Raw genomic sequence first — 21,646 nt, 5'->3', positions numbered from 1 at the left:
GGGATTGTACGATGGCCGGGTGGACATCGAAGGCTGGTATGCGGCGCTCGAGGAGCGCCACCTCGCCTCGCTGACCTTTCCCGAGGTTCGGCGCGCGCTCCAGTCGCTCTCGACGCTCTACGTCGGCAAGCGCGACAGGATCGCCGGCGGCGCCGCGCTCGACGGCGCCGGGAAGCGCGCGGCCTTCGCCCTGTTCTACGGGCCACTCCACTTCCTCACCGTGCGTGCGGTCGTCGAGGCGGTCGGATCCGGCGAGCCGAAGCGCATCGTGGACCTCGGCTGCGGGACCGGGGTCGCCGGCGCGGCGTGGGCGCTCGCGGCGAAGGGTGCTCCCGCCGTCTCGGGAGCCGACACGAGCGGCTGGGCGGTCACGGAGGCGACGTGGAACGCTCGCGCGCTCGGCGTCCACGCCTCGTTCAAGCGCGGCGACCTGACCGCGGTCAAGGTCGGCGCCGTGGGCGAGGGGGTGATCGCCGCCTACGCGATCAACGAGCTTCCCGATGCCGTGCGCGAGACGATGCGCGAGCGCCTGCTCGCCGCTGCGAAGGCGGGGAGCCGCGTCATCATCGTCGAGCCGATCGCGAAGCGGCCGTTCCCGTGGTGGCCCGTGTGGGAGAAGGCGTTCGTGGAAGCGGGGGGCCGGGCGGACACCTGGCGGTTCCCGGCGCTCCTTCCCGCGCGCATGAAGCTCCTCGACAAGGCCGCCGGCCTGGACCACCGCGAGCTGACCGCCCGCAGCCTCGCCATTTGACAGCATCCAGGAGGGCTTCCTATCCTCCGCCGGATGGACCATCACTCACTCGCCGGAAAACGTGCTCTGGTCTGCGGCGCGACGCAGGGAATCGGACGCGCCGCCGCGATCGAGCTGGCGTCGCGCGGCGCCGCCATCACCGTCTTCGCCCGGGATCTCGCGACCCTCGAGAAGGTGAAATCGCTGCTTCCGGGTACGGGCCACTCGGTGCTCACCGCCGACTTCCAGGACAACGACGCGGTGAAGAACACCGCCGCGGCGAACGTCCAGGAGCGCGGGCCGGTCCACGTCCTGATCAACAACACCGGCGGCCCCGCCGGCGGCCCGATCGTCGACGCGAAGGCCGACGCCTTCCTCGCGACGTTCAAGGCGCACCTCATCAACAACCAGCTGCTCGCCCAGGTCGTGATCCCCGGGATGAAGGAGTCGGGCTACGGCCGCATCGTCAACATCGTCTCGACGTCGGTGAAGGAGCCGATCCCAGGTCTCGGCGTGTCGAACACGATCCGCGCGGCGGTCGCCGGCTGGGCGAAGACGCTCGCCGGCGAGCTCGCGCCGTTCGGCGTCACCGTGAACAACGTCCTCCCCGGCTACACGAAGACGCAGCGCCTCGATTCGATCATCGACGCACGCGCCAAGGCGACGGGGCGCGACCGCGACGAGATCGCGCGGCAGATGACGGCGCAGGTCCCGATGGGGCGCTTCGCGGAGGCGTGGGAGATCGCCGCCGCCATCGGGTTCCTCGCGAGCCCCTCCGGGGGGTACATTACCGGCGTCAGCCTCCCCGTCGACGGGGGAAGGATCTCCGCCCTATGACGACCCGCACCGAGACCGCGACCCGGATCCTCCAGTACATCGGCGACGACTTCGTGCCGCCGTCGTCGAACGCCTACATCGACGACGTCGACCCCGCGACCGGCCACGCCTACGCGCAGGTCCCCGACGGCGACGCGAACGACGTCGACCGTGCCGTCGCCGCCGCGAAGAAGGCGTTCCCAGCTTGGTCGGCGACTCCCGCTGCCGAGCGCTCGCGCCTCTTGATGGCGATCGCCGACGCGATGGAGCAGGAGATCGACGCGCTGGCGCGGATCGAGAGCATCGACAGCGGCAAGCCGATCGCACTCGCGCGCGCGATGGACATCCCGAGGGCGATCGCCAACTTCCGCTTCTTCGCGACCGCCATCCTCCACACGAAGAGCGAGCTGCACGCCACCGACACCGAGGCGTTGAACTACACCCTCCGCCGCCCGCTCGGCGTCGTCGCCGGCATCTCGCCGTGGAACCTGCCGCTCTACCTCTTGACGTGGAAGATCGCGCCCGCCCTCGCCGCCGGGAATACCGTCGTCGCGAAGCCGTCCGAGATCACGCCGATGTCGGCGTTCGAGCTGGCGCGCATCGCGAAGGCCGTCGGCCTCCCCGCCGGCGTTCTCAACATCATCCACGGCCGCGGGCCGCAGATCGGCCCCTCGCTGACCGGCCATCCCGACGTCAAGGCGATCTCCTTCACCGGCGGCACGGCGACGGGAACGAGCATCGCCGCGATCGCGGCGCCCAAGCTCAAGAAGCTCTCGCTCGAGCTGGGCGGCAAGAACCCCAACGTCGTCTTCGCCGACGCCGACCTGGACGACGCGGTCAAGACCGGCCTCCGCGCCGCATTCAGGAACCAAGGTCAGATCTGCCTCTGCGGCTCGCGCATCTTGGTCGAGCAGAGCGCCTACGACGAGTTCGTCGAGCGCTTCGTCGCGGGCGCCGTGACGCTGCGACAAGGCGATCCGCTCGACACGGCGACGGAGCAAGGCGCGATCGTCTCGAAGCAGCACTTCGACAAGATCATGTCGTACCTGAGTCTCGCGAAGGAAGAAGGCGGGACGATTCTTTGCGGCGGCGGCGCGGCGCCGAAGATCAACGAGCGCTGCAAGGACGGCTGGTTCATCCAGCCGACCGTGATCGTCGACCTGCCGATGAGCTGCCGCACGAACCAGGAAGAGATCTTCGGCCCCGTCGTCACGATCGCGCCGTTCAAGGACGAGGACGAGGCCGTGCAGCTCGCGAACGACACGCCCTACGGCCTCTCCGCGACGCTGTGGACTCAAAGCCTCAATCGTGCGCACCGCGTTGCCGACCGTATCGATGCCGGTACCGTGTGGGTGAACTGCTGGATGTTCCGCGACCTCCGCGTCCCCTTCGGCGGGATGAAGGCGAGCGGCGTCGGCCGCGAGGGCGGCGACGACGCGCTCCACTTCTTCACCGAGCCGAAGAACGTCTGCGTGAAGACATGAGCACACCCCGCAACAAGGACGTCGTCAGCACGCGCGCGCCCGAGCCCGTCGGCGCCTTCCCGCACGCCAAGCGCGTCGGCGATCTCCTCTTCCTCTCCGGCATCGGCCCACGGAAGCGCGGCAGCAAGGAGATCCCCGGCGTCACCCTCGGCCCCGACGGCGACATCCTCCGCTACGACATCGAGAAGCAGACGCGCGCCGTCTTCGAGAATGTCCGCCTCGTCCTCGAGGACGCGGGCGCCTCATGGGACGACATCGTCGACGTCACGGTTTTCCTCACGGACATGAGGGCCGACTTCCCCACCTTCAACCGCCTCTACGCGGAGCACTTCACGACGAACCGCCCCACGCGCACGACGATCGAGGTCGGCGCCCTGCCGACGCCGATCGCGGTGGAGCTGAAGGTCATTGCGCAGGTGAAGGGAAACGGTAAGGACTGACCGTTACGGCTGCATTCCCGCCGGATAGCGGGTGAAATGACCGTCCTCGAGAACGATGTCGTCGTCCAAGCTGATCGTCTCGCCGGGCACGTAGTTCACCGCATCACCTGAGTCCGGGGCTGCATCCTTACCGAGCGATCGAATCAAGTAGTGTCGCCCGTGCCACCGGACTGTGAACGGCTCGTTCCACCCGTCTCGTCCCGATAGCGTTGAGTTGATGAGCGCGTTCACGTCGCGCATGGTGGCGGCATCGGCCCCCTCGGGATGAAGCGCGAGATAGGCCTCGATCTGCGACGACAGCGCTCGCATGTCCGCCATCGTGCGCTTCTGCTTGCCGCGATCGATATTGCATAGCAAGCTCGATATCGCGACGGTGCTTGCCACCAGGAACGCGAGCCAGAGTCCCATGACGAGATAAAGATCGGATTTCCCCTCGACGCCGGCTCGGTGGAGCACTCCGGAGTACAGCCACCACGACGCAAGCGTGAAGGCCACGACGATGGGCCAGAGCGCCAGCGCCGGGTGCGTGTGTCGAGCGATTGCGGATTGGATGGTGCCTTCAGCGAAGATGGCAACGATCAGACCCACAACGCTCAGCGTGAGCCAGACGAACGGGTAACTGAGAAGGCCTCGGCGCCTTGTCTCGATGGGTTCCAGCAAGGAGTGCCCTCCGCTGACCGTTGATACGTGGGTCGGCGAACGGCCGTCTAGAACTTCTTCACCGCTGCACTCCTTCGGGGTGCCGCTCGAAGACGACGGCCACGAAGAGGACCTTCGGCCACGGCCCGGCGTGCGAGACGGCGGATCTCATGACGATCGCCGGGACGGCCGCGCCCGCCAACGTCGCGACGAACCAAACGAACGGATGCAGCAAGAGCTGCAACAGGGGCCGGGGTCGTGCGGCGTGGTCATGGGAGCGCGCCGATACTCTTCCGATCGAGGCAAATCGATCGACCGTACGTGTTGACCCTCTCGCTCCCGAACGCTACGCTGCCGGGATGAGTCAACACGAAAAGCCCCCTGTCGGCTCGATCGGCTGGTGCGATCTCACCGTCGCCGACGCCGCGGGTGTCCGCGACTTCTACCGCGACGTCCTCGGCTGGAAGGCGACCGAAGTCGACATGAACGGCTACTCCGATTATGTGATGCAGCAGCCGAAGACCGGCGCGCCGACGGCGGGGATCTGCTGGGCACGCGGCAAGAACCGCGATCTGCCACCGGTATGGCTCATCTACTTCGTCGTGAAGTCGCTCGACAATAGCCTCGCCCAACTCCTGTTGCACGGCGGCACGGTCGTGCGTGAGCCGGTGTCGGGTGGCGGCGGGCGCTTCGCGGTCGTGAAGGATCCGGCGGGCGCCGTGTGCGCGCTCTACGAAGCCGAGGACTGATCCTCTCCCGGAAGCTGGGTCCACAGTGCCCCGACGTCGATCGTGAGACCGTCGAACTCCGGATGCGTCAACACACCGTCCGACGCGACCCCGAGGAGAGACGCGTACCTCCGTCGCTCGAGTCGATGACATTCGACCCACCGCTCACCAGGATCGACGATCCAATAGTGCGGAATTCCGAGCTCGGCGTAGCGTGTCTTCTTCAGCCGGAGATCGTTGCGTCGCGTTGACGGTGAGAGAATCTCGACCGCGATCAGCGGTGGACGCTCGATGCCGCGGATAGTGATGTCGTCGAGAGCTGCGACGACGATGTCCGGAATGAAGACATCGCCGGGCGTCAGGATGACGTCGGTCGGCGCCTGGAAGACTCGGTGCCCACGCGTCTCGAAGTACCCGTAGAGCGTGACGCTCAGGCGCATCGAGATCAGTTGATGGATCGTATTGGGCGACGGGTTCACGAACAACCGGCCGCGAATAAGCTCGTAGCGCCTGCCGTCGGTCGGCTCCGGCGGGAGATCCGAGTACGTCAGCTTGCGCGCGAGACCGTGCGGCACGAGGAGAACTCCGAGACCCAAATCGAGCCTACGACGCTGGCTTCGGCCAAATGCGCCCAACATTGATCGTCATGCCGTCGAAGTCGGGGTGGCGCAGGAAGCCCTTGAAGACGGCGGGGACTCGTATCCGGTACTTGTCGCCGTGGCGCTTGAAGCACGTGACCGATCGTTCGACTGGATCGACGACCCAGTAGTGCTTGATGGCGAGCTCGCCATATCGCCGGTGCTTCAGGTTGAGATCTCTGCCCCGCGTCGAAGGCGACAGGATCTCGACCGCGAGGAGCGGCGGGCGCTCGACCCCGCGCTTCGAGTCGTCGGCCACTGGATCGATGACGACGATGTCGGGCACGAAGATGTCGTGCGTGGCGAGAATCATGTCGATCGGCGCGTGGAGAATCATCAAGCCGAGCGGTTCAAAATAGTCGGCCAGATCGCGCTCGAGGCGAAATGAAATGATTTGATGTGCGCGATCGGGGGCCGGGGTCACATAGAGCCGGCCGCGAATGATCTCGTAGCGCTTGCCGTCGGTCGGCTCTTCGGGCAGATCCGCGTACGTAAGCTTGCGTTCGAGAACGTGCGGCATGGGAGGCTCCGGAACTCGAACCTCAGCTTACGGTCGCGGCGATCACTCGGGAAGGACCACGCCCTCGAACCCTGTTACGCCTGGGCAACCCTCGCAAAAAAAAGGGCGTGCCGGTTTCCCGGCACGCCCAGAGGGTGCGCTAGCTAGCGACTGCCCTTACGGGCAGGTCGTGCTCGTTCTTGCCGTCGAGACACCGTCGATGACCTGGTCGCCCCAGGTACCGGTGCCGCACGCGGACTGGCCGCGCACGAGGTAGAAGTACCCGCTGTCCGCAGCCGGGACCGAGGCGTCGGTTGCCGTGGCCCCGCTCAGGTCGTTGAAGCAGGTCTCGTCGCCACCACCCGGACCGACCGGGAGCGCTCCGAGGCTGCCGCGGACCATGTCGGACTGCGTGGCGCCGAGCGCCACCGTCCAGCTGATGACGGCGTCACTACCGCTCTTGTCGACGAGGACTCCAGTGACCTCGCCAGGGGCCGCCACAGGCGTTCCGCTGCACGTTCCGCCGCTGCAGGTGTCGCCGGTCGTGCAGTCGTTGCCGTCGTCGCAGGAGGCCGTGTTCGCGGTGTAGACGCAGCCGGTTGCCGGGTTGCAGCTGTCGTCGGTGCAGACGTTGTTGTCGTTGCAGACGATCGGGGTGCCGTGGCAGCTACCGCCGCCGCAGACGTCGCCCGAGGTACAGGCGTTGCCGTCGTCGCACGCGTTGTTGTTGTTGGTGTAGACGCACCCCGTCGCCGGGTTGCAGCTGTCGGTGGTGCAGGCGTTGTTGTCGTTGCAGACGACCGGTGCGCCGCCATGGCATGTGCCGCCGCCGCAGGTGTCGCCCGAGGTGCAGGCGTTCCCGTCGTCGCACGACGCAGTGTTGTTGGTGTAGACGCAGCCCGTCGCCGGGTTGCAGCTGTCGTCGGTGCACGGGTTGTTGTCGTCGCAGGTCACGGCTCCGCCGGCGTGGCAAGTGCCGCCGCCGCAGGTGTCGCCCGTGGTGCAGGCGTTCCCGTCGTCGCATGAGGCGGTGTTGTTCGTGTAGACGCAGCCCGTCGCCGGGTTGCAGCTATCGTCGGTACACGGGTTGCTGTCGTTGCAAACGACCGGCGCGCCGGCGTGGCAGGTGCCGCCGCCACAGGTGTCGCCCGTGGTGCAGGCGTTCCCGTCGTTGCAGGGAGCCGTGTTCGGCGTGTAGACGCAGCCCGTCGCCGGGTTGCAGCTGTCGTCGGTGCACGGGTTGTTGTCGTTGCATACGACCGGGGCGCCGGCGTGGCAGGTCCCGCCGCCGCAGACGTCGCCCGAGGTGCAGGCGTTCCCGTCGTTGCAGGGAGCCGTGTTCGGCGTGTAGACGCAGCCCGTCGCCGGGTTGCAGCTATCGTCGGTGCACGGGTTGTTGTCGTTGCAGATCACCGCCGCGCCCGCATGGCAAGTGCCGCCGCCGCAGGTATCGCCCGTGGTACAGGCATTGCCGTCGCTGCACGGCGCCGTGTTGTCGGTGTGGACGCACCCCGTGGCGGGGTTGCACGAGTCGTCGGTACACGGGTTGTTGTCGTCGCAGTTGACCGCGGCGCCCGAGCACGTGCCGTCGCTGCAAACGTCGCCCGTGGTGCAGGCGTTGCCGTCGTCGCAGGAGGCGGTGTTGTTCGTGTAGACGCAACCCGTCTGCGGATCGCAGCTGTCGTCGGTGCACGGGTTGTTGTCGTTGCAGGTGACGGCGGCGCCGGGCTGGCAGACGCCGTCGCTACAGGTGTCGCCGGAGGTGCAGGCGTTCCCGTCGTCGCAGGAGGCGGTGTTGTTCGTGTGGACACAACCCAGCACCGGGTCGCAGCTATCGTCGGTGCAGGGGTTCCCGTCGTCGCAGCTGGTCGGCCCGCCCGGCTGGCAGCTTCCGCCGCCGCAGGTATCGCCCGTGGTGCAGGCGTTGCCGTCGTCGCACGGCGCGGTGTTGTTCGTGTAGACGCAGCCCGTGGCCGGGTTGCAGCTGTCGTCGGTGCACGGGTTGTTGTCGTTGCAGATCACCGCCGCGCCCGCGTGACACGTGCCGCCGCCGCAGACGTCGCCCGCGGTACAGGCATTCCCGTCGTCGCACGGAGCGGTGTTCGGCGTGTAGACGCAGCCCGTCGCCGGGTTGCAGCTGTCGTCGGTGCACGGGTTGCTGTCGTTGCAGACGACCGGCGTGCCGTTGCACGTGCCGCCGCCGCAGGTATCGCCCGTGGTACAGGCGTTGCCGTCGTTGCACGACGCGGTGTTGTTCGTGTAGACGCAGCCCGTCGCCGGGTTGCAGCTGTCGTCGGTGCACGGGTTGCTGTCGTTGCAGACGACCGGCGTGCCGCCACAGGTGCCGCCGCTACAGGTGTCGTTCGAAGTGCAGGCGTTCCCGTCGTTGCACGACGCCGTGTTGTTCGTGTAGACGCAGCCGGAAGCCGGGTTGCAGCTGTCGTCCGTGCACGGGTTGCTGTCGTTGCAGACGATCGGCGTGCCGTGGCACGTGCCGCCGCCGCAGACGTCGCCCGAGGTGCAGGCGTTGCCGTCGTCGCACGACGCCGTGTTGTTCGTGTGGACACAGCCCGTCAGCGGGTTGCAGCTGTCGTCGGTGCACGGGTTGTTGTCGTCGCAGTTCGTGGGGCCGCCCGGCTGGCAGCTCCCGCCGCTGCAGACGTCGCCGGTGGTACAGGCGTTCCCGTCACTGCAGGGAGCGGTGTTGTTCGTGTAGACGCAGCCCGTCGCCGGGTTGCAGGAGTCGTCCGTGCACGGGTTGCTGTCGTTGCAGGTGATCGGCGTGCCGTTGCACGTGCCGCCGCCGCAGACGTCGCCGGTGGTGCAGGCGTTGTTGTCGTTGCACGGGTTCGTGTTGTTGACGTAGACGCAGCCCGTCGCCGGGTTGCAGCTGTCGCTCGTGCAGAAGTTGTTGTCGTCGCAGTTGAGCGGCGTGCCGGTGCACGTTCCGCCGTTGCAGACGTCGCCGGTGGTGCAGGCGCTTCCGTCGGAGCAGCTCTGGCCGTTGCCGATCACGTTGACGTTCGTCGTCGCCGATCCCGCGAAGACCGAGCAACCGTTCACGGTCACGGTGACCGTGTAAGTGCCCGTGGCTGAGGCAGGTGCGTTCGTGATCTGCGGATTCTGCTGGCTCGAGGTGAAGCCGTTCGGACCGGTCCAGCTGTAGGAGGCGCCGGGCAGGAAGGTGGCGGAGAGGTTGACCGTGCCGCCCTCGCAGACCGTGCCGCTATTCCCCGCGACGACGCTGTTCCGCGTCGGCTCGCAGATGAGGGTTTGCTTGAGGTTCGTGATCGACACGTTGTCGACGCCGTAGCCGCCGTACGTCGTGCCGTTACCGCTGACGTCGCCGCCGAGTCTCCACCTGAACTGCACGGTCTGGCCGGAGGTCGAGGGCACGCTGGCGGCGTTGGTCGACGTCCAGCTCACGCCGTTGCCGGTCCACGCGGCGGTCGACGCGAGGATCGGGCTACAGAAGTTGCTCGCCGTCGTGGCCGCCTGCGCAGGCGTCGTGAACCCGAGGTTCGTCCACGTCCCCGCGTTCAAGCGGTACTGGACGATCGCGCCGTCGAAGGTGGTCTCGGTCCTGTAGGCGACCTGGAACGCCAAGGTCGTCGCCCCGTTCGCGACGAACGCCGGCGAGGTGACGGTCGAGGAGTTGTAGGCCGCCGTGTAGTTCTGGCCGCTGGTGCCGAAGGCGCTGTTGCCGATCCACGCGCCCAAGCCCGCGCCCGCGTTGCCGCATGCGGCGCACCAGTGGAAGTTGTTCGTGTAGGTGTTCGACGTGCAGCCCGCGTTGTCGGGGGCGGTGACGCTGAACGCCCAACCCGGATCGCTGTTGAAGTTCTGGGTGTAGGTGTAGCTGCCGCCACCGAGGTTGGCGTCGAGGTCGAGGTTGATCGTGAACGACTGCAGCGTGGACGAGCCGTCGATCCCGTCACCGGTAATGACGACGGTGAACTTGCCGGTCGGCGGGTTCTGCCAGTCGGCGCACGCGACGTTCGGCGAGACGTGGAAGGTGAACCGGTCGCTCGGCGGGTTCGTCGCCGAGGCACCGCTCACGATCGATCCGTAGAGCGCCTGGTTATCGGGGATGCAGTCGATGTTCGGGCTGTCGGAGAAGATCGTGACCTTCGCGTTCGTCAGCGTGGTCGCGAGGTTGTTCTGGATCGTGATGTCCATCGTGACGGTTTCGTTGTTGTCCGCGACCCCGTCGTTGTCGCCGTTGTCCGAGACCTGCGCCGACGAGACGTAGGTCACGGCGCCGCCGGTACAGCCGATGAGCGCGGAGGCCGTGCTCGTGCCCGCGGGGGCCGTATCGGTGTAGGTGGCGGTGATCGTCTCGCTCGGGAGGACGAAGAGGGTGCCGTTGTTGTTCCCGCGGCCCGACTGCGTCGAGATCGGGATCGTGCCCGAGTAGTACGGGCCCGCCCCGGTGAGGGTGACGACCTCGCTGTCCCCCGTCCCCGGGCTCGTCACCGTCACGGTGATCGGACCGGAGGCGTTGGCGTCGATCACGCTCAAGGTCGCCGTCCCCGACGGGCAGCTGTTGTAGGAGTACAGGTCGAAGGCGACCGTCCCCACCTGGCTTCCGCCGTTACAGACGCCCGCTTGCGCGGTGGCGTAGAACTCGTCGTAGACCAGGTTGTCGTTGTCGAGCGCGATGTCGCGGCGAGTCGTTGCCGACGAGGTGCCGCCGAAGACCGTGATGTCGGCGTGCTCGTGGCCGTACGCGAACCAGGTGCTCGAGGTCGCGAGCCCGGTGACGTTCGTGAAGGTGACGAAGAGCTGGTTCGGCGCCGCGATCGGGGTCGACGTGGTGTTCAGGCGCGGATCGTCCGGCGTACCGGTGTTCGCCACTTCCCAGTTCCACGTCCCGACGTAGTCGAAGACTGTCTGGTAGAAGTAGGCCAACGAGATCGGGAAGGTCGTTCCCTGGTCGCCGGTCGGGTTGACCGCCTGGTTCCACTGGTCGTTGTAGAAGGCACCCCAGACGCCGGTCGTGGCGCCGAGCGTTTCCGACGCGTGGTAGAACGAGTGCCACTTCCACGCGTAGTGATACGGCTGCCCGCTCGGGCCGTTGCCCTGAAGGATCGGCTGGAACCGCTGCATCAGGAACGAGTCGGAGTTCCCTGTGAAGTTGTTGCCGGACGTGGTCAGGGAGTTCCCGATCATCGCCGCGGCGTTCGCCGTGCTGTTGCTGCAGATACCGTCGGTGCGGTTCTCGCTGCTGATCGTCGCCGGCGTCGTCGCCGAGCCGCTCCACTTCCAGCCCGAGAGCGCGCGGCCCCCGACCGCGGTGTCGAACCATCCCGTGATCCCGGCGTTGAACGTCGAGCACTGCTTCTGGCGGCTGATGACGTCGTTGGCCTGGAGGAGCTGGACCTGGGTGATCCGTTTCGGCGTCGTGTAGCCGTCGGCCGGCGAGGTGATGTCGAAGTCGAGGTTGACGCTCGTCAGGCCCGCGGTCGAGAGGTCGGTCGAGAGCTGGAACACCGCACCGGCCAGGGCCCCCGTCGGGACGTTCCCGATGTGGATCGGATTGTTGAAGACCGACATCTTCGACGCGCCCGCTCCGGAGAAGCTGACGTTGACGGTGACGTCGTGGAGGGCGCCTCCGGTGAGGTTGTTGAAGCCGAAGCTGTAGGAGCTGTTCTCACCCGCGTCCATGTAGTGCGTGTAGAACTCGTTGACGCCCCCGTTCGTCAGCGGGCCGGAGATCTGATCGGTTCCGGCAAGATTGTCGTCGCAGCCGCCGGCGATCGTCGCGCCGCCGTCCGAGAGCGCGAGCTGGCAGCTCACGGTGGCCGTGGCGGGGGCCACCGCGCCGTAGGTGGCGGTGACGCTGCCGCCGTTGGAAACGATGATGCCGCTTCCGGCCAAGATCGTCCCGATGAACACGCCGTTCGACCCGGTGCAGCTCACGAGCTGCGTGTCGATCACGCTCGACGAGGAGTTCTTGCTCGTGAGCGTGACGGACACCGGCGACGTCGCCGAGGCGTCGTTGACGGTGACCTTGATCGTGTCGGAGCAGGTGTACTTGCCCTTGTCGAGCGAGACCTGCGTCGAGGTCGTGCTGGCCACGTCGCCCGAGACCGCGAGCGAGTAGTTCATGCCGCCCGGATCGTTGAAGCCGACGACGTCGACCTGGACCGTCCCCGAGGCCGGCAGGCCGTGGGCGGCGTCGAGGAAGAAGCCCTCGGTGGGGTTCGTGTGGTCGCGCGTCGACGTGGACGAGGTGCTCCAGCCGGCCGACATGTTGTTGCCCCAGTAGACGTTCGCGCCGATCGTGACCCTGAGGTCGGCGTCCTTCTGGAGCGCGTTCCCCGCCGCGTCGTAGTAAGTCATCATGATGCGCAGCGGCATCGAGTTCGTGTTGATGTTGTAGAAGAACGTCTTCGTCGCGCCGTCACCGAGGGCGTCGTTGTTCTGTACCCAGAGGAACGGTGCGCCGCTCCCGATGTGGAGCACGCCGGGGACGTTCGCGCGGCCGTAGCCGACGTCGTTGCTGTAGCGCTTCTGGATCGTGATCGACGACTGCGGCGAGGCGGTCGTGTTGAGGTCTTCGCCCGACGCGAGGAGAACCGCCTTCATGAGCGACCCGGAGGGCGTGAGCGCGTTCGCCGGGGTCGCGGTGCCGGTCGGGTAGAAGCCCTGCATGAAGTAGTCGCGGATCAGCGCGGCGAGGCCGGCCGCCTCGGGCGCCGCGAACGACGTTCCGCCGAAGTTGTTCGTGTTGGTCCAGTCCCAGTAGACGGTCTTCGTCGCGTCGGTCTGGCACATCGCGTGGGGCCGGTCGCCGGCTTCCGTCTCACCGCCGACCGCCGCCGAGAAGGCGACGTAGGTGCAGATGTCCGGCTTGACGCGCAGCGACGTGCTGACCGGGCCGCGGGCCGACCCGAGGTCGGTCGAGGCGCAGGTCGATGTGCCGTCCCAGTTACAGTCGATGAAGAGGCCGTTCGGGGAGGCCGCGTTGACGCCGCCGACCGTGACGCAGTTCTTCGAGGTGCTGGGCGAGCCGATCGTCGACTGCCCCGTCGCCCCGCCGTTTCCGGCGGCCACCGTGACGAGGAAGTTCGGGTTGGCGAAGAGCGCCGAGTCCAGGGTCGTCGTCTGCGCGTCGTACGTCGGCGACGTCGTGCCCCAGGAGTAGTTCTGGATGAACGAGCCCTTGCCCTCGGCGGTGGTGATCGAGTTCGTGAGATCTGCCGGAGTCGCCAGCGAACCGGTCGAGGTCCCGATGTCCTGGAAGTAGATCTTCGCACCGCGCGCGATGCCGTCGTCGTAGTTGACGGTCGGCGTGTGGAGCGTGTCGGGGTTCGTCGTCATGTTCGAGATCGAACCCGCGGCGTGCTGGCTCGTCCACGTGCCGTGGCCGCCGTCGGACGTCGTGTAGTTCAGGACGCAGATGTCGCCGCCGAAGTTGTCGTAGCCGATCACCTTACGGTGCGCGGCGCCCAGCGTGCCGGGGGCCGACGTGTCGTTCGCGAAGTGCTCCATGTTCGTGTTGAGGCCCGAGTCCATCATCGTGATGATCTGGCTCGTCGCCGTGCCGTCGATCCCCGCGTTCCAGAGCTTCCACCCGAGGCTCGTCGTGGTCGTGAAGACGCCGTTGTTCTGGAGGAGGGTCGGCATGGTCGCGGGCGAGGTGGCCGACGCGAGGAGATGCGCGTACGGCTTCTCGGCGATCCACTTGACGCCCGGGATCTTGGCCAGGAACGTGATCGCCTCGGGGATCGTGCGGACGTTGATCAGGGTGAAATCGTCGTTCAGGATGACCTGCTGCGCGCTCCCGGAGATCCCGACGCTCTCGAGCCCGGTGACGACGTCGGCGAGCGACGCGCCCTTGTGGAGCACGACTTCGAGGATCCAAGGCTTGGCGGCACCCGTGGCCTGATCGACCGTCTGGTCGACCGGGATGTCTTCCATGCCGATCCGCGGGCTGATCTTGTAGGCCGGCTGGTAGTCGCCGACGAAGGTGACGAACGGCAGGCTCCGGACCGCTTCCACGGAGCCGCCGGGGATCTTCGCGATGTACGTGTTGACGTTCAGGTACTCGCCGAGGACGGCGCCGGCGGCGGTCAGCGCGTCGACTTCCTTCTGGGTGCGGCTGAACCCGGCGATCTTCACCAGGTAGTAGCCCTCACGCTCCTTGGCCTGCGCTCCGCTGGCGATCAGCAGGTCCCTGGGGATCGCGCGGGTCGAGGCGGCCGCGTCCGAGAGGTCCAAGGTGACGATGCCGTTCACCTGGATCTGGTTCTCGCGGAGCGACTCGACCGCAGCGTTGACGTCGTTATAGGGGGGCAGCTGCTGGCCGTACGGCCACCAATCGCGCCCGCGCTGCACCGTCGGCATCTGCTGGACCGCGGCGGCAGCCGGCGTCGCCTTCGGGCCCGCCTTGTTCGCGTCGAGGTCGATCGGGTTCCCGTCGGCGTCGTAAACGCCCGAGATCTTGTCGTTGATCGGCGGACGGACCGCCTTGGGATGAGGCTCGTCGGCCGCGAACGCGATCGCAGGGACGACGAGAATGGCGGCGAGCGCCGCGAGAGTCGTGGCGAGTCGGCGAGACGTGTGCATGAAACCCCCCGAAAAAGGTCGAATCGAACCCCCGTCCGATGGCCGAGATGGATCCGCGCAGCGCGAGTGCGCGCGCACGGACAGAGAACGAGAGCCCACCCCCGCAAACCGAACGCGAGAGGATCTACTCTGTTTCGAGGATCCGGCTATGGGAGATATTGACTAATTTGCCCTAGCACAAATGTGCCAGAACGAATGTGGTGGCCCGGAACCCTGAACCCCTTCCGAATCGATCACGAGGGCGGCGGAATCATCTTGTGCCGGTAGGCGAAGAGCAGCAGCTCCAGACGATCGCGGAGCTGGAGCTTGCGATAGATCGAAGAGAGGTGATGACGGACGGTGATCTCGCTGATGCTCAATCGGTCGGCGATCCCCTTGTTGCTCAACCCCTCCCCGATGAGCGCGACCAGCTCGGTCTCCCGCGCGCTCAGGGATTGGATGCGCGACCGCTCGGGGCTCACCGGGGCCGAGGGCGATGAGATTCCTTCGAGGAGCACGGCGGTCATCCGGCGGTCGACCCACGCCTCTCCCTCGCTGACGCGCCGGATCGCCTTCAGGAGAACCTCGGGCGCCGCTTCCTTCTCGACGATGCCCGAGGCCCCGAGCTGAAGGGCGCTCCGGTGGACCCGCGGCTCGCGGTTGCCGGTCAGGACGAGCACCCGCGTGCCGGGATAGCGTGCGCGCAGGTCGGCGATGACGTCGAGGCCGTCGTCTCCCCCGAGCATGAGATCGACGAGCACGATGTCCGGCGCGCTGCCGGCCACGAGAGTGACGGCCCCGGCCCGGTCCGAGGCCTCGCCGACGACCTCGAGCTCGGGGTCGGCCTCGAGAAGCATGCGCAGTCCCTGGCGGACCATCGCGTGGTCGTCGACGAGTGCGATACGGATACGTGTAGAGGTCATAAGGGGATCTCGATCTCGACGACGGCGCCGCCGTCGGCCCGGCCCGTGACCGCGACGCGGCCCCCGAGCGCGACGGCGCGCTCGTGGATGGAGCGCGGGATGAAAGGAATGAAGGTTCCGGCGCCGGCACCGTCGTTCTCGATGCGCAGCGCGACGTGGCCGTTCGGGCAGTCGAGACGGATGGCGGCCCGCCCGGCGCCGCTGTGCCGGCGGACATTGCTCAGCCCCTCCGTCACGAGCTGGAACACCTCTCCCGCCACCCGGTCGCTCAGCGCCGTCACGTCGCCCGCGACGACATCGACGTCGATCCCGGTGAACTCCCGGTAACGGGTGGCGAACCGTGCGATCGCCGGGAGGAGGCCGCCGCCCGGCGCCTCGTCGGCCCTGAGGCTCGCGATCTGCCCGCGGAGGTCGTCGATGCCGGCCGTCGTCATCCCGAGGAGCCGGTCGACCTCGGAACGGACGGCCGGGCTCTCCCCGGCGACCTTGTGCTGCAGGCCGGCGAGACCGAGACGGATCCCCACGTAGGGCTGGATGACGCTGTCGTGGAGGTCGCGGGCGATCCGCTTCCGCTCCTCGATCGCCGAGGAGGTCGCGAGGTAATCGACGAGGCGGATGTTGTCGATCATCGGGAGCGAATGCTCGATCACCTGCGCGATGAACGCGACGTCGTCTTCCTCGATGCGGACGCGGTCGGCGAAGGCGAGGACGATCGTCACGACGGTCTCGCGCGGCACGACGATCGACACCGCGGCGAACGCCTTGGCCTCCCACAGGCCTGCCATCGCCTCGCAGTCGTCCCGGCCGACGTCGGCCCCGGCGAACCCGTCGCGGCCCGCGGCGCCGACCGGCCAGACGCGCACCCGGCCGGGGGCGGCGTACGCCAGCGCCGATTGCGGCGGAAGGCGCAGGAGCGACGACGCCAGCCCCGCGGGAATCGTCTCCGGGGGAACCGAGCTTTCGGGCTCTCCCGACACCACACGCCGCATCTCATCGCGGCCGGAGAGCGGATCGCGGGTGATCATCGCCGCCACGTTAGCGCCGTAGAGCGCGCGGAGGCGGTGGAGGAGGACGCCGATCGTCCGGTCGACCCCGAAGCGGGGGTTCGACACCGTGCCGACATCCTTGAGGAAGCGGAGCCGCTCGCGGAGGCGCAGCTCGAAGCCGCCGCGGGACGCGATGACGTAGCCGAACGCGACCAGGAAGACCGGCCGGATGAGGAACCGCTGCAGCTCGAAGTCCGGCGGGGGCGGCGCGGCGACGAGACCGACCGTGACGAGGAGCGCCGCCGACACGAGGGCGACGCGCATCCCGGATGCGAACCCCCAGCGGAAGGAGGCGATGAGCATCGGAAAGAAGTAGCCGAAATTGCTCTGCGTGCCCGCGGTGAGCCCGATGATGACCGTCGACCAGGCGACGTCGCCCCAGTGCTCCCACTGCGCCAGCTTCTGCACGACGCCGGTGCGCCCCGCCACGGCGACGTAGAGGGCCAGCGCGTAGAGGGTGTAGAGCGCCAGCACGATCTGCACGATCCACGCAGGTGTCGCCATCGGGAGCGGCGCGACGCTGAAGATGACGAGCCCGGCGAACGTGATGATCACGCGCGTCGTCGCGATGACGCGTGCGTCGGAGGGAATCGCGGCGGGGGGCTCACGGTGCGCCGGCAAATTCATGGGGCTCCCCTCGGATCGGACTCCGGGCGTCCGTATACCGTCCGGCTCCGAACCGGTCAAGCTAGACTTGCCGGTCATGGCGAGGAAGAAGGCCGAGCGGGATCATGAGGCTCCTCCGACGTTCGCGGCTCGTCTTCCTCTGTGGGTCGGCCTCTTCGCCGTTCTCGTCGCGGCATTCCACGCCTTCTTCCAGATCGAGCTGATCGACGAGGGCGTGCTCACCATGGGCGCCTGGCGGATCACGCAGGGCCAGATCCCCTACCGCGACTTCTTCGCGTTCTACACTCCGGGCTCGTTCTATCTCGTCGCGCTCGCGTTCAAGCTCTTCGGCGTCTCGCTCGCCGCGAGCCGGGTCGTCGCGGTCGCCCTCGGCGCGGCGCTCGTCGCGGCGACGGCGGGGCTCGCGCTCCGCGCGATTCGCGCGCCGCTCTTCGCCACGGTGCCGGTCGCGGTCCTCTGCCAGGCGGGCCTCGGCGGGTGGCCGATGGCGAGCCACCACTGGATCGCCGATCTCGGTTGTGTCGCCGCAGCCTGGCTCCTGCTCCGCGCGCTCGATGAGCGGCCGTTCCTCTGGTCGTCGCTCGCCGGTGCCGCGGCGGCGGTGGCCTTCTGGAGTCTCACCGGCCAGGGGGCGCTCATGGCGATCCTCACCGCGGCGCTCGTCCTCTTCGCCGTGCCGTCGCCGAGTCGCCGGTCGATCCTCACCGGATGGAGCGCAGGCATCGCGGCCGTGAGCGTTCCGTTCCTGTTCCTCCTCCTTCGGGTCGACGGCGCCACCCTCCGCTACGACCTCGTCACCTTCGCGACGACGGCGTACAAGTCGATCGAAGGGAACCGCTACGGATTCACCTTCCCGGTCCGCGAGCTGGCGCAGCAATGGGCAAGCGGTGCGTGGCGCGCGGCGCCGCTCTACACCATCGTCGTCACCGCCACCTCGGTCGCGCTGTGGCTCGGCCCGATCGTCGCGGCGGTCCTCGTCGCGGTGTCCTACGCGAAGCGTTGGGACACGGCCCCCAGGCGCGGCATTATCGTGGCGCTGGCGCTCACGTTCGTCCTCACCGTCGCCTGGCGGTGGGCGCCGATCAACCTTCAGTGGACCGCGATCGGACCGGCGCTGATGATCGCGTGGGCGCTGTCACGGTGGAGCAGGAAGCGACTCGCCGCCGGCATCGCGTGGGCCTGGATCGCCGCCTTCGCCTTCGTCGGCGCCTACCGGATCGGCATGACCCTGTCGCCCGACGGATGGGTCGCCCTCCGGACGCCGGCCGGCACCTGGAAATCGTTCAACAAGCGCCAGGCATCGCAGCTCCAGGGCCTCGTCGACGAGATCGGCAAGCGCCTCTCCCCGGACGAGCCGCTCCTCTGCAAGTCGGTCCCGCTCGTCAACTTCATGACCCGGCATCCGAACCCGACGCGCTTCGATCTCTTCGTTCCTCCCGATTACACGCCCGAGCCCCAGGTCCGCGAGGCGATCGCCACCCTCGACCGCATCCACCTCCGGTGGATCGCGACCCCCGCGTTCGTGCCGTCCGAGAGCCTCTTCGATCGTTGGCTCCTCGAGCACTACGAGCTGGCGTGGGACAACGGAGAGTTCGGCCTGTGGCAGAGGACGGCGCCGTGACCGCTTTCGCGCGCCGCGCCGCCGTGATCTTCGTCGTCGCGTTCGCCCTCCGCGGGGCCCACGTCGCCGCGATCTCGCACACTCCGTTCGCGCACGTCCTCATGGGCGACGCCCGCGGCTACGACCGATGGGCGGCGGAGATCGCGGGCGGCGACTGGCTCGGGAAGGAGACGTTCTACCAAGCGCCCCTCTATCCCTACGTCCTCGGCGCGCTCTACACGATCGCCGGTCACGATCCGTCGGCGGCGCGGTGGCTCCAGGCGATCCTCGGTGCGTTCGCTTGCGTGCTCCTCGCCTGGGCCGGGCGGCAGTGGTTCTCCGAGCGGCACGGGATCGTCGCGGGAGCGGTCCTGGCCGTCTACCCGGCCGCGATCTTTTTCGACGGCCTGATCCAGAAGGCGGCGCTGGACAACCTCCTCATGTGCGCGGTGCTCGCCGCGGCCGGAACCTTCGCGCTCTCGGAGCGGATGGCGCTCGTGCCGCTCCTCGGCGTTCTCCTCGGCCTGTTCGCGCTGACGCGGGAGAACGCGCTCGTCTTCATCGTGGTGCTCGCGGCGTGGATCCCGTGGCAGCTCGCCGCGCGACCGCTTCGCGATCGAATGCGTGGCGTCCTCCTCCTCGTCGCAGGGGTCGCGATCGTGCTTCTCCCCGTCGGGCTCCGGAACCTCGCCGTCGGCGGCGACTTCCTCCTGACGACGTCGCAGGCGGGCCCGAATTTCTACATCGGGAACCATGAGGGGGCGAACGGGCGATACGTTCCCATCCGGCCCGGCCGCGAGATTCCGGAGTTCGAGCGCACCGACGCACGGGAGGTCGCCGAGCAGGCGGTCGGCCATCCACTCTCTCCGGCGGCGGTGTCGTCGTACTGGTGGTCGCGGGCGTTCGCGTGGATCCGCGCGCATCCTGGCGACTGGGCCGCGCTCTTCGTGCGCAAGATCGCGTACACGTGGAACCGCGCCGAGATCGCGGACACCGAGAGCCTCGAGGTCCATGCGTCCGCGTCACCGGTGCTGGGCGCGCTCACCGCCATCCTCGGGTTCGGAACGCTCGTCGCCTTCGCGGTCCCCGGCATGGTCGTCGCGTGGAGGGCGAAGCCGCGGCCCCTCCTCCTCTACGCGATGCTCTTCCCGTTCTCGATCGCGGTCGCCGTCTTCTACGTCTTCGCGCGCTACCGCTTCCCGATGGTGCCGCTCCTCATCCTCTTCGCGTCGGCCGCCCTCGTTTCCGGGCTCGATTGGATCCGCGACCGGAAGCGGCGCGTCGAGGCGCCGGTTGCGGCGGCGGTCGCCGTCGGAGCGATCCTCGGCCTGATGCCTCCGATGGTGCCGCCCCAGTCGTCGATGCGCCTCGCCGAGATGAACCTCGGCATCGCGTTCGCCGAGATCCACGAATACGAGAATGCCGTGGCGTCGTTCCGCCGCGCGATCGCCCTCGCCCCGCGCGTGGCGCAGGCCCATTACGAGCTGGGACGATCGCTCGTCGCTCTCGGCCGGATCGACGACGCGCAGAAGGAGCTCCAGGCTGCCGTCGATCTCGACCCGCGCTCGGCGGACGCGCACGACGAGCTCGGGGCCCTGCTCGTGCGGCGCGGCGACCCGGCCGCCGCCGAAGCGCAGTTCAAGGAAGCGCACGCGATCGACCCGCAGCGGCCGACGACGCTCGCAAACCTGGGGAGCGTCGCGCTCAAGCAGGGCCGCGCTGCCGAAGCCGCGGAGTGGTACGCGCAGGCGATCGCGCTCGCCCCGGCGATCGCCGGTTATCACTACGGACACGCGGTCGCCCTCATCGACGCGGGGCGCGCGGACGAAGCGATCGCGGAGCTTCGCGAGACGATCCGGCTCGATCCCGCGTCCGCGGCAGCCTACGACGACCTCGGCGTGACCCTCGCCCGAGGCGGCGATCTCGCCGGAGCCGAGCGCAGCTTCGAAGCCGCTTACCGCATCGACCCGAAGCGGACGTCGTCGCTCATCAACCTCGGCGGGATCGCCGCAAGCCGCGGCGAGAACGATCGGGCGGCCGACTGGTACCGGAAGGCGATCGCGGTGGAGCCTCATCTCACCGCCGCTCGTCTCAACCTCGCGCTCGTGCTCGAGAAAGCGGGACGGCTCGACGAGGCGCGCCACGAGGCCCAAGAAGCGTTGCGTCTCGACCCGAACAATCCCGATGCCGCACGTGCGGCGGCGCATTTCGGACGATGAAGCGCGCTCTCGTCGCGCTCGCCCTGGTCCTCAGCGCGTGCGCGAAGCCTGCCGCGCCCGCCGCTCCGCCCAGCATCGTCCTCGTCACGATCGACACCTGGCGCGCCGATGCGATCGGGGCGAGCGGCAGCGGCAAGGTCGCGACGCCGAACCTCGACGCGCTGGCGGCGAGCGGCCTCTACGCACCGAGGGCGTGGGCCTCGGCGACGCTCACCGCGCCCAGCCACGCTTCGATCTTGACCGGCGTGCAGCCGTACCGTCACGGGATTCGCGACAACCAGGGCTACCGGCTCGCAACCGGTATCGCCACGCTGGCCTCGGCGTTGAAGGCTGCCGGGTTTCAAACGGCAGCTTTCGTGTCGGCGCATCCTCTCCGGCACGGCACCGGCCTCGACGCCGGGTTCGACGTCTACGACGACCGGATGGCGCCGGGCGATCCGCTCTCGGTGACGCCGCGCTGGCGGCCCGGCGCCGAGACGGTGGAAGCGGCGCGTGCCTGGCTGCACGAGGTCCATGGGCGCTCGTTCGTGTGGGTTCACCTCTACGAGCCTCACGACCCGTACCAACCGCCTGCACCGTATCCTCAGAATTACTACGGTGAGGTCGCCTACACCGACGAGCTCGTCGGGCGCCTCCGCGCCGACGCCAAGAGCTCGATCTGGATCGTGTGCGGCGATCACGGCTAGGCGCTCGGCGATCACGGC

At 68.2% G+C, this 21,646-nt stretch carries 15 protein-coding genes; 8 read left to right on the top strand and 7 right to left on the bottom strand.

Annotated features, from left to right (window positions below; all coding sequences use genetic code 11):
- Positions 1 to 19 precede the first annotated feature (19 nt).
- Genes VFV19_10680 through VFV19_10665 form a run of 4 tightly spaced genes read left to right on the top strand, consistent with a single transcriptional unit; the run spans position 20 to position 3,470 of the window.
- Positions 20 to 751 carry a methyltransferase domain-containing protein gene (locus VFV19_10680; protein HEX4824772.1) on the top strand — a complete coding sequence of 244 codons (732 nt, stop codon included), beginning with the start codon at positions 20 to 22 and terminating at the stop codon, positions 749 to 751.
- Between the two features lie 33 nt (positions 752 to 784).
- Positions 785 to 1,567, top strand: coding sequence for an SDR family oxidoreductase (locus VFV19_10675; GenBank protein HEX4824771.1), 783 nt, complete (start codon positions 785 to 787; stop codon positions 1,565 to 1,567).
- Complete coding sequence (locus tag VFV19_10670; protein ID HEX4824770.1) at positions 1,564 to 3,030, top strand: aldehyde dehydrogenase; 1,467 nt, start codon at positions 1,564 to 1,566, stop codon at positions 3,028 to 3,030. The genes VFV19_10675 and VFV19_10670 overlap by 4 nt, the downstream gene beginning before the upstream one ends.
- A complete protein-coding gene (locus VFV19_10665) occupies positions 3,027 to 3,470 on the top strand; it encodes a Rid family hydrolase (GenBank protein ID HEX4824769.1) in 444 nt (147 codons plus the stop codon). Before VFV19_10670 ends, VFV19_10665 begins: the two co-directional genes overlap by 4 nt.
- A gap of 3 nt (positions 3,471 to 3,473) precedes the next feature.
- Here the strand turns inward: VFV19_10665 and VFV19_10660 are convergent, their stop codons facing one another.
- Complete coding sequence (locus VFV19_10660) at positions 3,474 to 4,130, bottom strand: hypothetical protein (protein ID HEX4824768.1); 657 nt, start codon at positions 4,128 to 4,130, stop codon at positions 3,474 to 3,476.
- A gap of 58 nt (positions 4,131 to 4,188) precedes the next feature.
- A complete protein-coding gene (locus VFV19_10655; protein ID HEX4824767.1) occupies positions 4,189 to 4,353 on the bottom strand; it encodes a hypothetical protein in 165 nt (54 codons plus the stop codon).
- A gap of 115 nt (positions 4,354 to 4,468) precedes the next feature.
- Between VFV19_10655 and VFV19_10650 the strand changes: the two genes are divergently transcribed.
- Positions 4,469 to 4,858: a VOC family protein gene (locus VFV19_10650; GenBank protein ID HEX4824766.1), complete on the top strand. Its 390-nt coding sequence runs from the start codon at positions 4,469 to 4,471 to the stop codon at positions 4,856 to 4,858.
- On the opposite strand, the gene VFV19_10645 is transcribed toward VFV19_10650, so the two are convergent.
- From VFV19_10645 to VFV19_10625, 5 genes are all read right to left on the bottom strand, one after another.
- A complete protein-coding gene (locus VFV19_10645) occupies positions 4,840 to 5,412 on the bottom strand; it encodes a Uma2 family endonuclease (GenBank protein HEX4824765.1) in 573 nt (190 codons plus the stop codon). The two genes, VFV19_10650 and VFV19_10645, sit on opposite strands and share 19 nt — an antisense overlap.
- Before the next feature lie 28 nt (positions 5,413 to 5,440).
- A complete protein-coding gene (locus VFV19_10640) occupies positions 5,441 to 5,995 on the bottom strand; it encodes a Uma2 family endonuclease (protein HEX4824764.1) in 555 nt (184 codons plus the stop codon).
- Between the two features lie 156 nt (positions 5,996 to 6,151).
- A complete protein-coding gene (locus tag VFV19_10635; protein HEX4824763.1) occupies positions 6,152 to 14,548 on the bottom strand; it encodes a hypothetical protein in 8,397 nt (2,798 codons plus the stop codon).
- 233 nt (positions 14,549 to 14,781) lie between these two features.
- Positions 14,782 to 15,450 carry a response regulator transcription factor gene (locus VFV19_10630; GenBank protein HEX4824762.1) on the bottom strand — a complete coding sequence of 223 codons (669 nt, stop codon included), beginning with the start codon at positions 15,448 to 15,450 and terminating at the stop codon, positions 14,782 to 14,784.
- Positions 15,447 to 17,123, bottom strand: coding sequence for a histidine kinase (locus VFV19_10625; protein HEX4824761.1), 1,677 nt, complete (start codon positions 17,121 to 17,123; stop codon positions 15,447 to 15,449). The genes VFV19_10630 and VFV19_10625 overlap by 4 nt, the downstream gene beginning before the upstream one ends.
- Before the next feature lie 76 nt (positions 17,124 to 17,199).
- Here VFV19_10625 and VFV19_10620 point away from each other — a divergent pair, with 76 nt between their 5' ends.
- The 3 genes from VFV19_10620 to VFV19_10610 are packed head-to-tail and all read left to right on the top strand — an operon-like array spanning position 17,200 to position 21,628.
- The gene (locus tag VFV19_10620) at positions 17,200 to 18,744 is read left to right on the top strand and encodes a hypothetical protein (protein ID HEX4824760.1); all 1,545 of its coding nucleotides are present in this window, start codon (positions 17,200 to 17,202) and stop codon (positions 18,742 to 18,744) included.
- Positions 18,741 to 20,942, top strand: a complete 2,202-nt coding sequence (locus VFV19_10615) for a tetratricopeptide repeat protein (GenBank protein ID HEX4824759.1) — start codon at positions 18,741 to 18,743, stop codon at positions 20,940 to 20,942. Before VFV19_10620 ends, VFV19_10615 begins: the two co-directional genes overlap by 4 nt.
- Positions 20,939 to 21,628: a sulfatase-like hydrolase/transferase gene (locus VFV19_10610; GenBank protein HEX4824758.1), complete on the top strand. Its 690-nt coding sequence runs from the start codon at positions 20,939 to 20,941 to the stop codon at positions 21,626 to 21,628. The genes VFV19_10615 and VFV19_10610 overlap by 4 nt, the downstream gene beginning before the upstream one ends.
- The last annotated feature ends 18 nt before the right edge of the window (positions 21,629 to 21,646 follow it).

This window comes from Candidatus Polarisedimenticolaceae bacterium, from assembly GCA_036275915.1.
Classification (GTDB): domain Bacteria; phylum Acidobacteriota; class Polarisedimenticolia; order Polarisedimenticolales; family DASRJG01; genus DASRJG01.
Note: the sequence above shows the minus strand (reverse complement) of the source record. Positions and strands in the feature narration are given on the sequence as shown.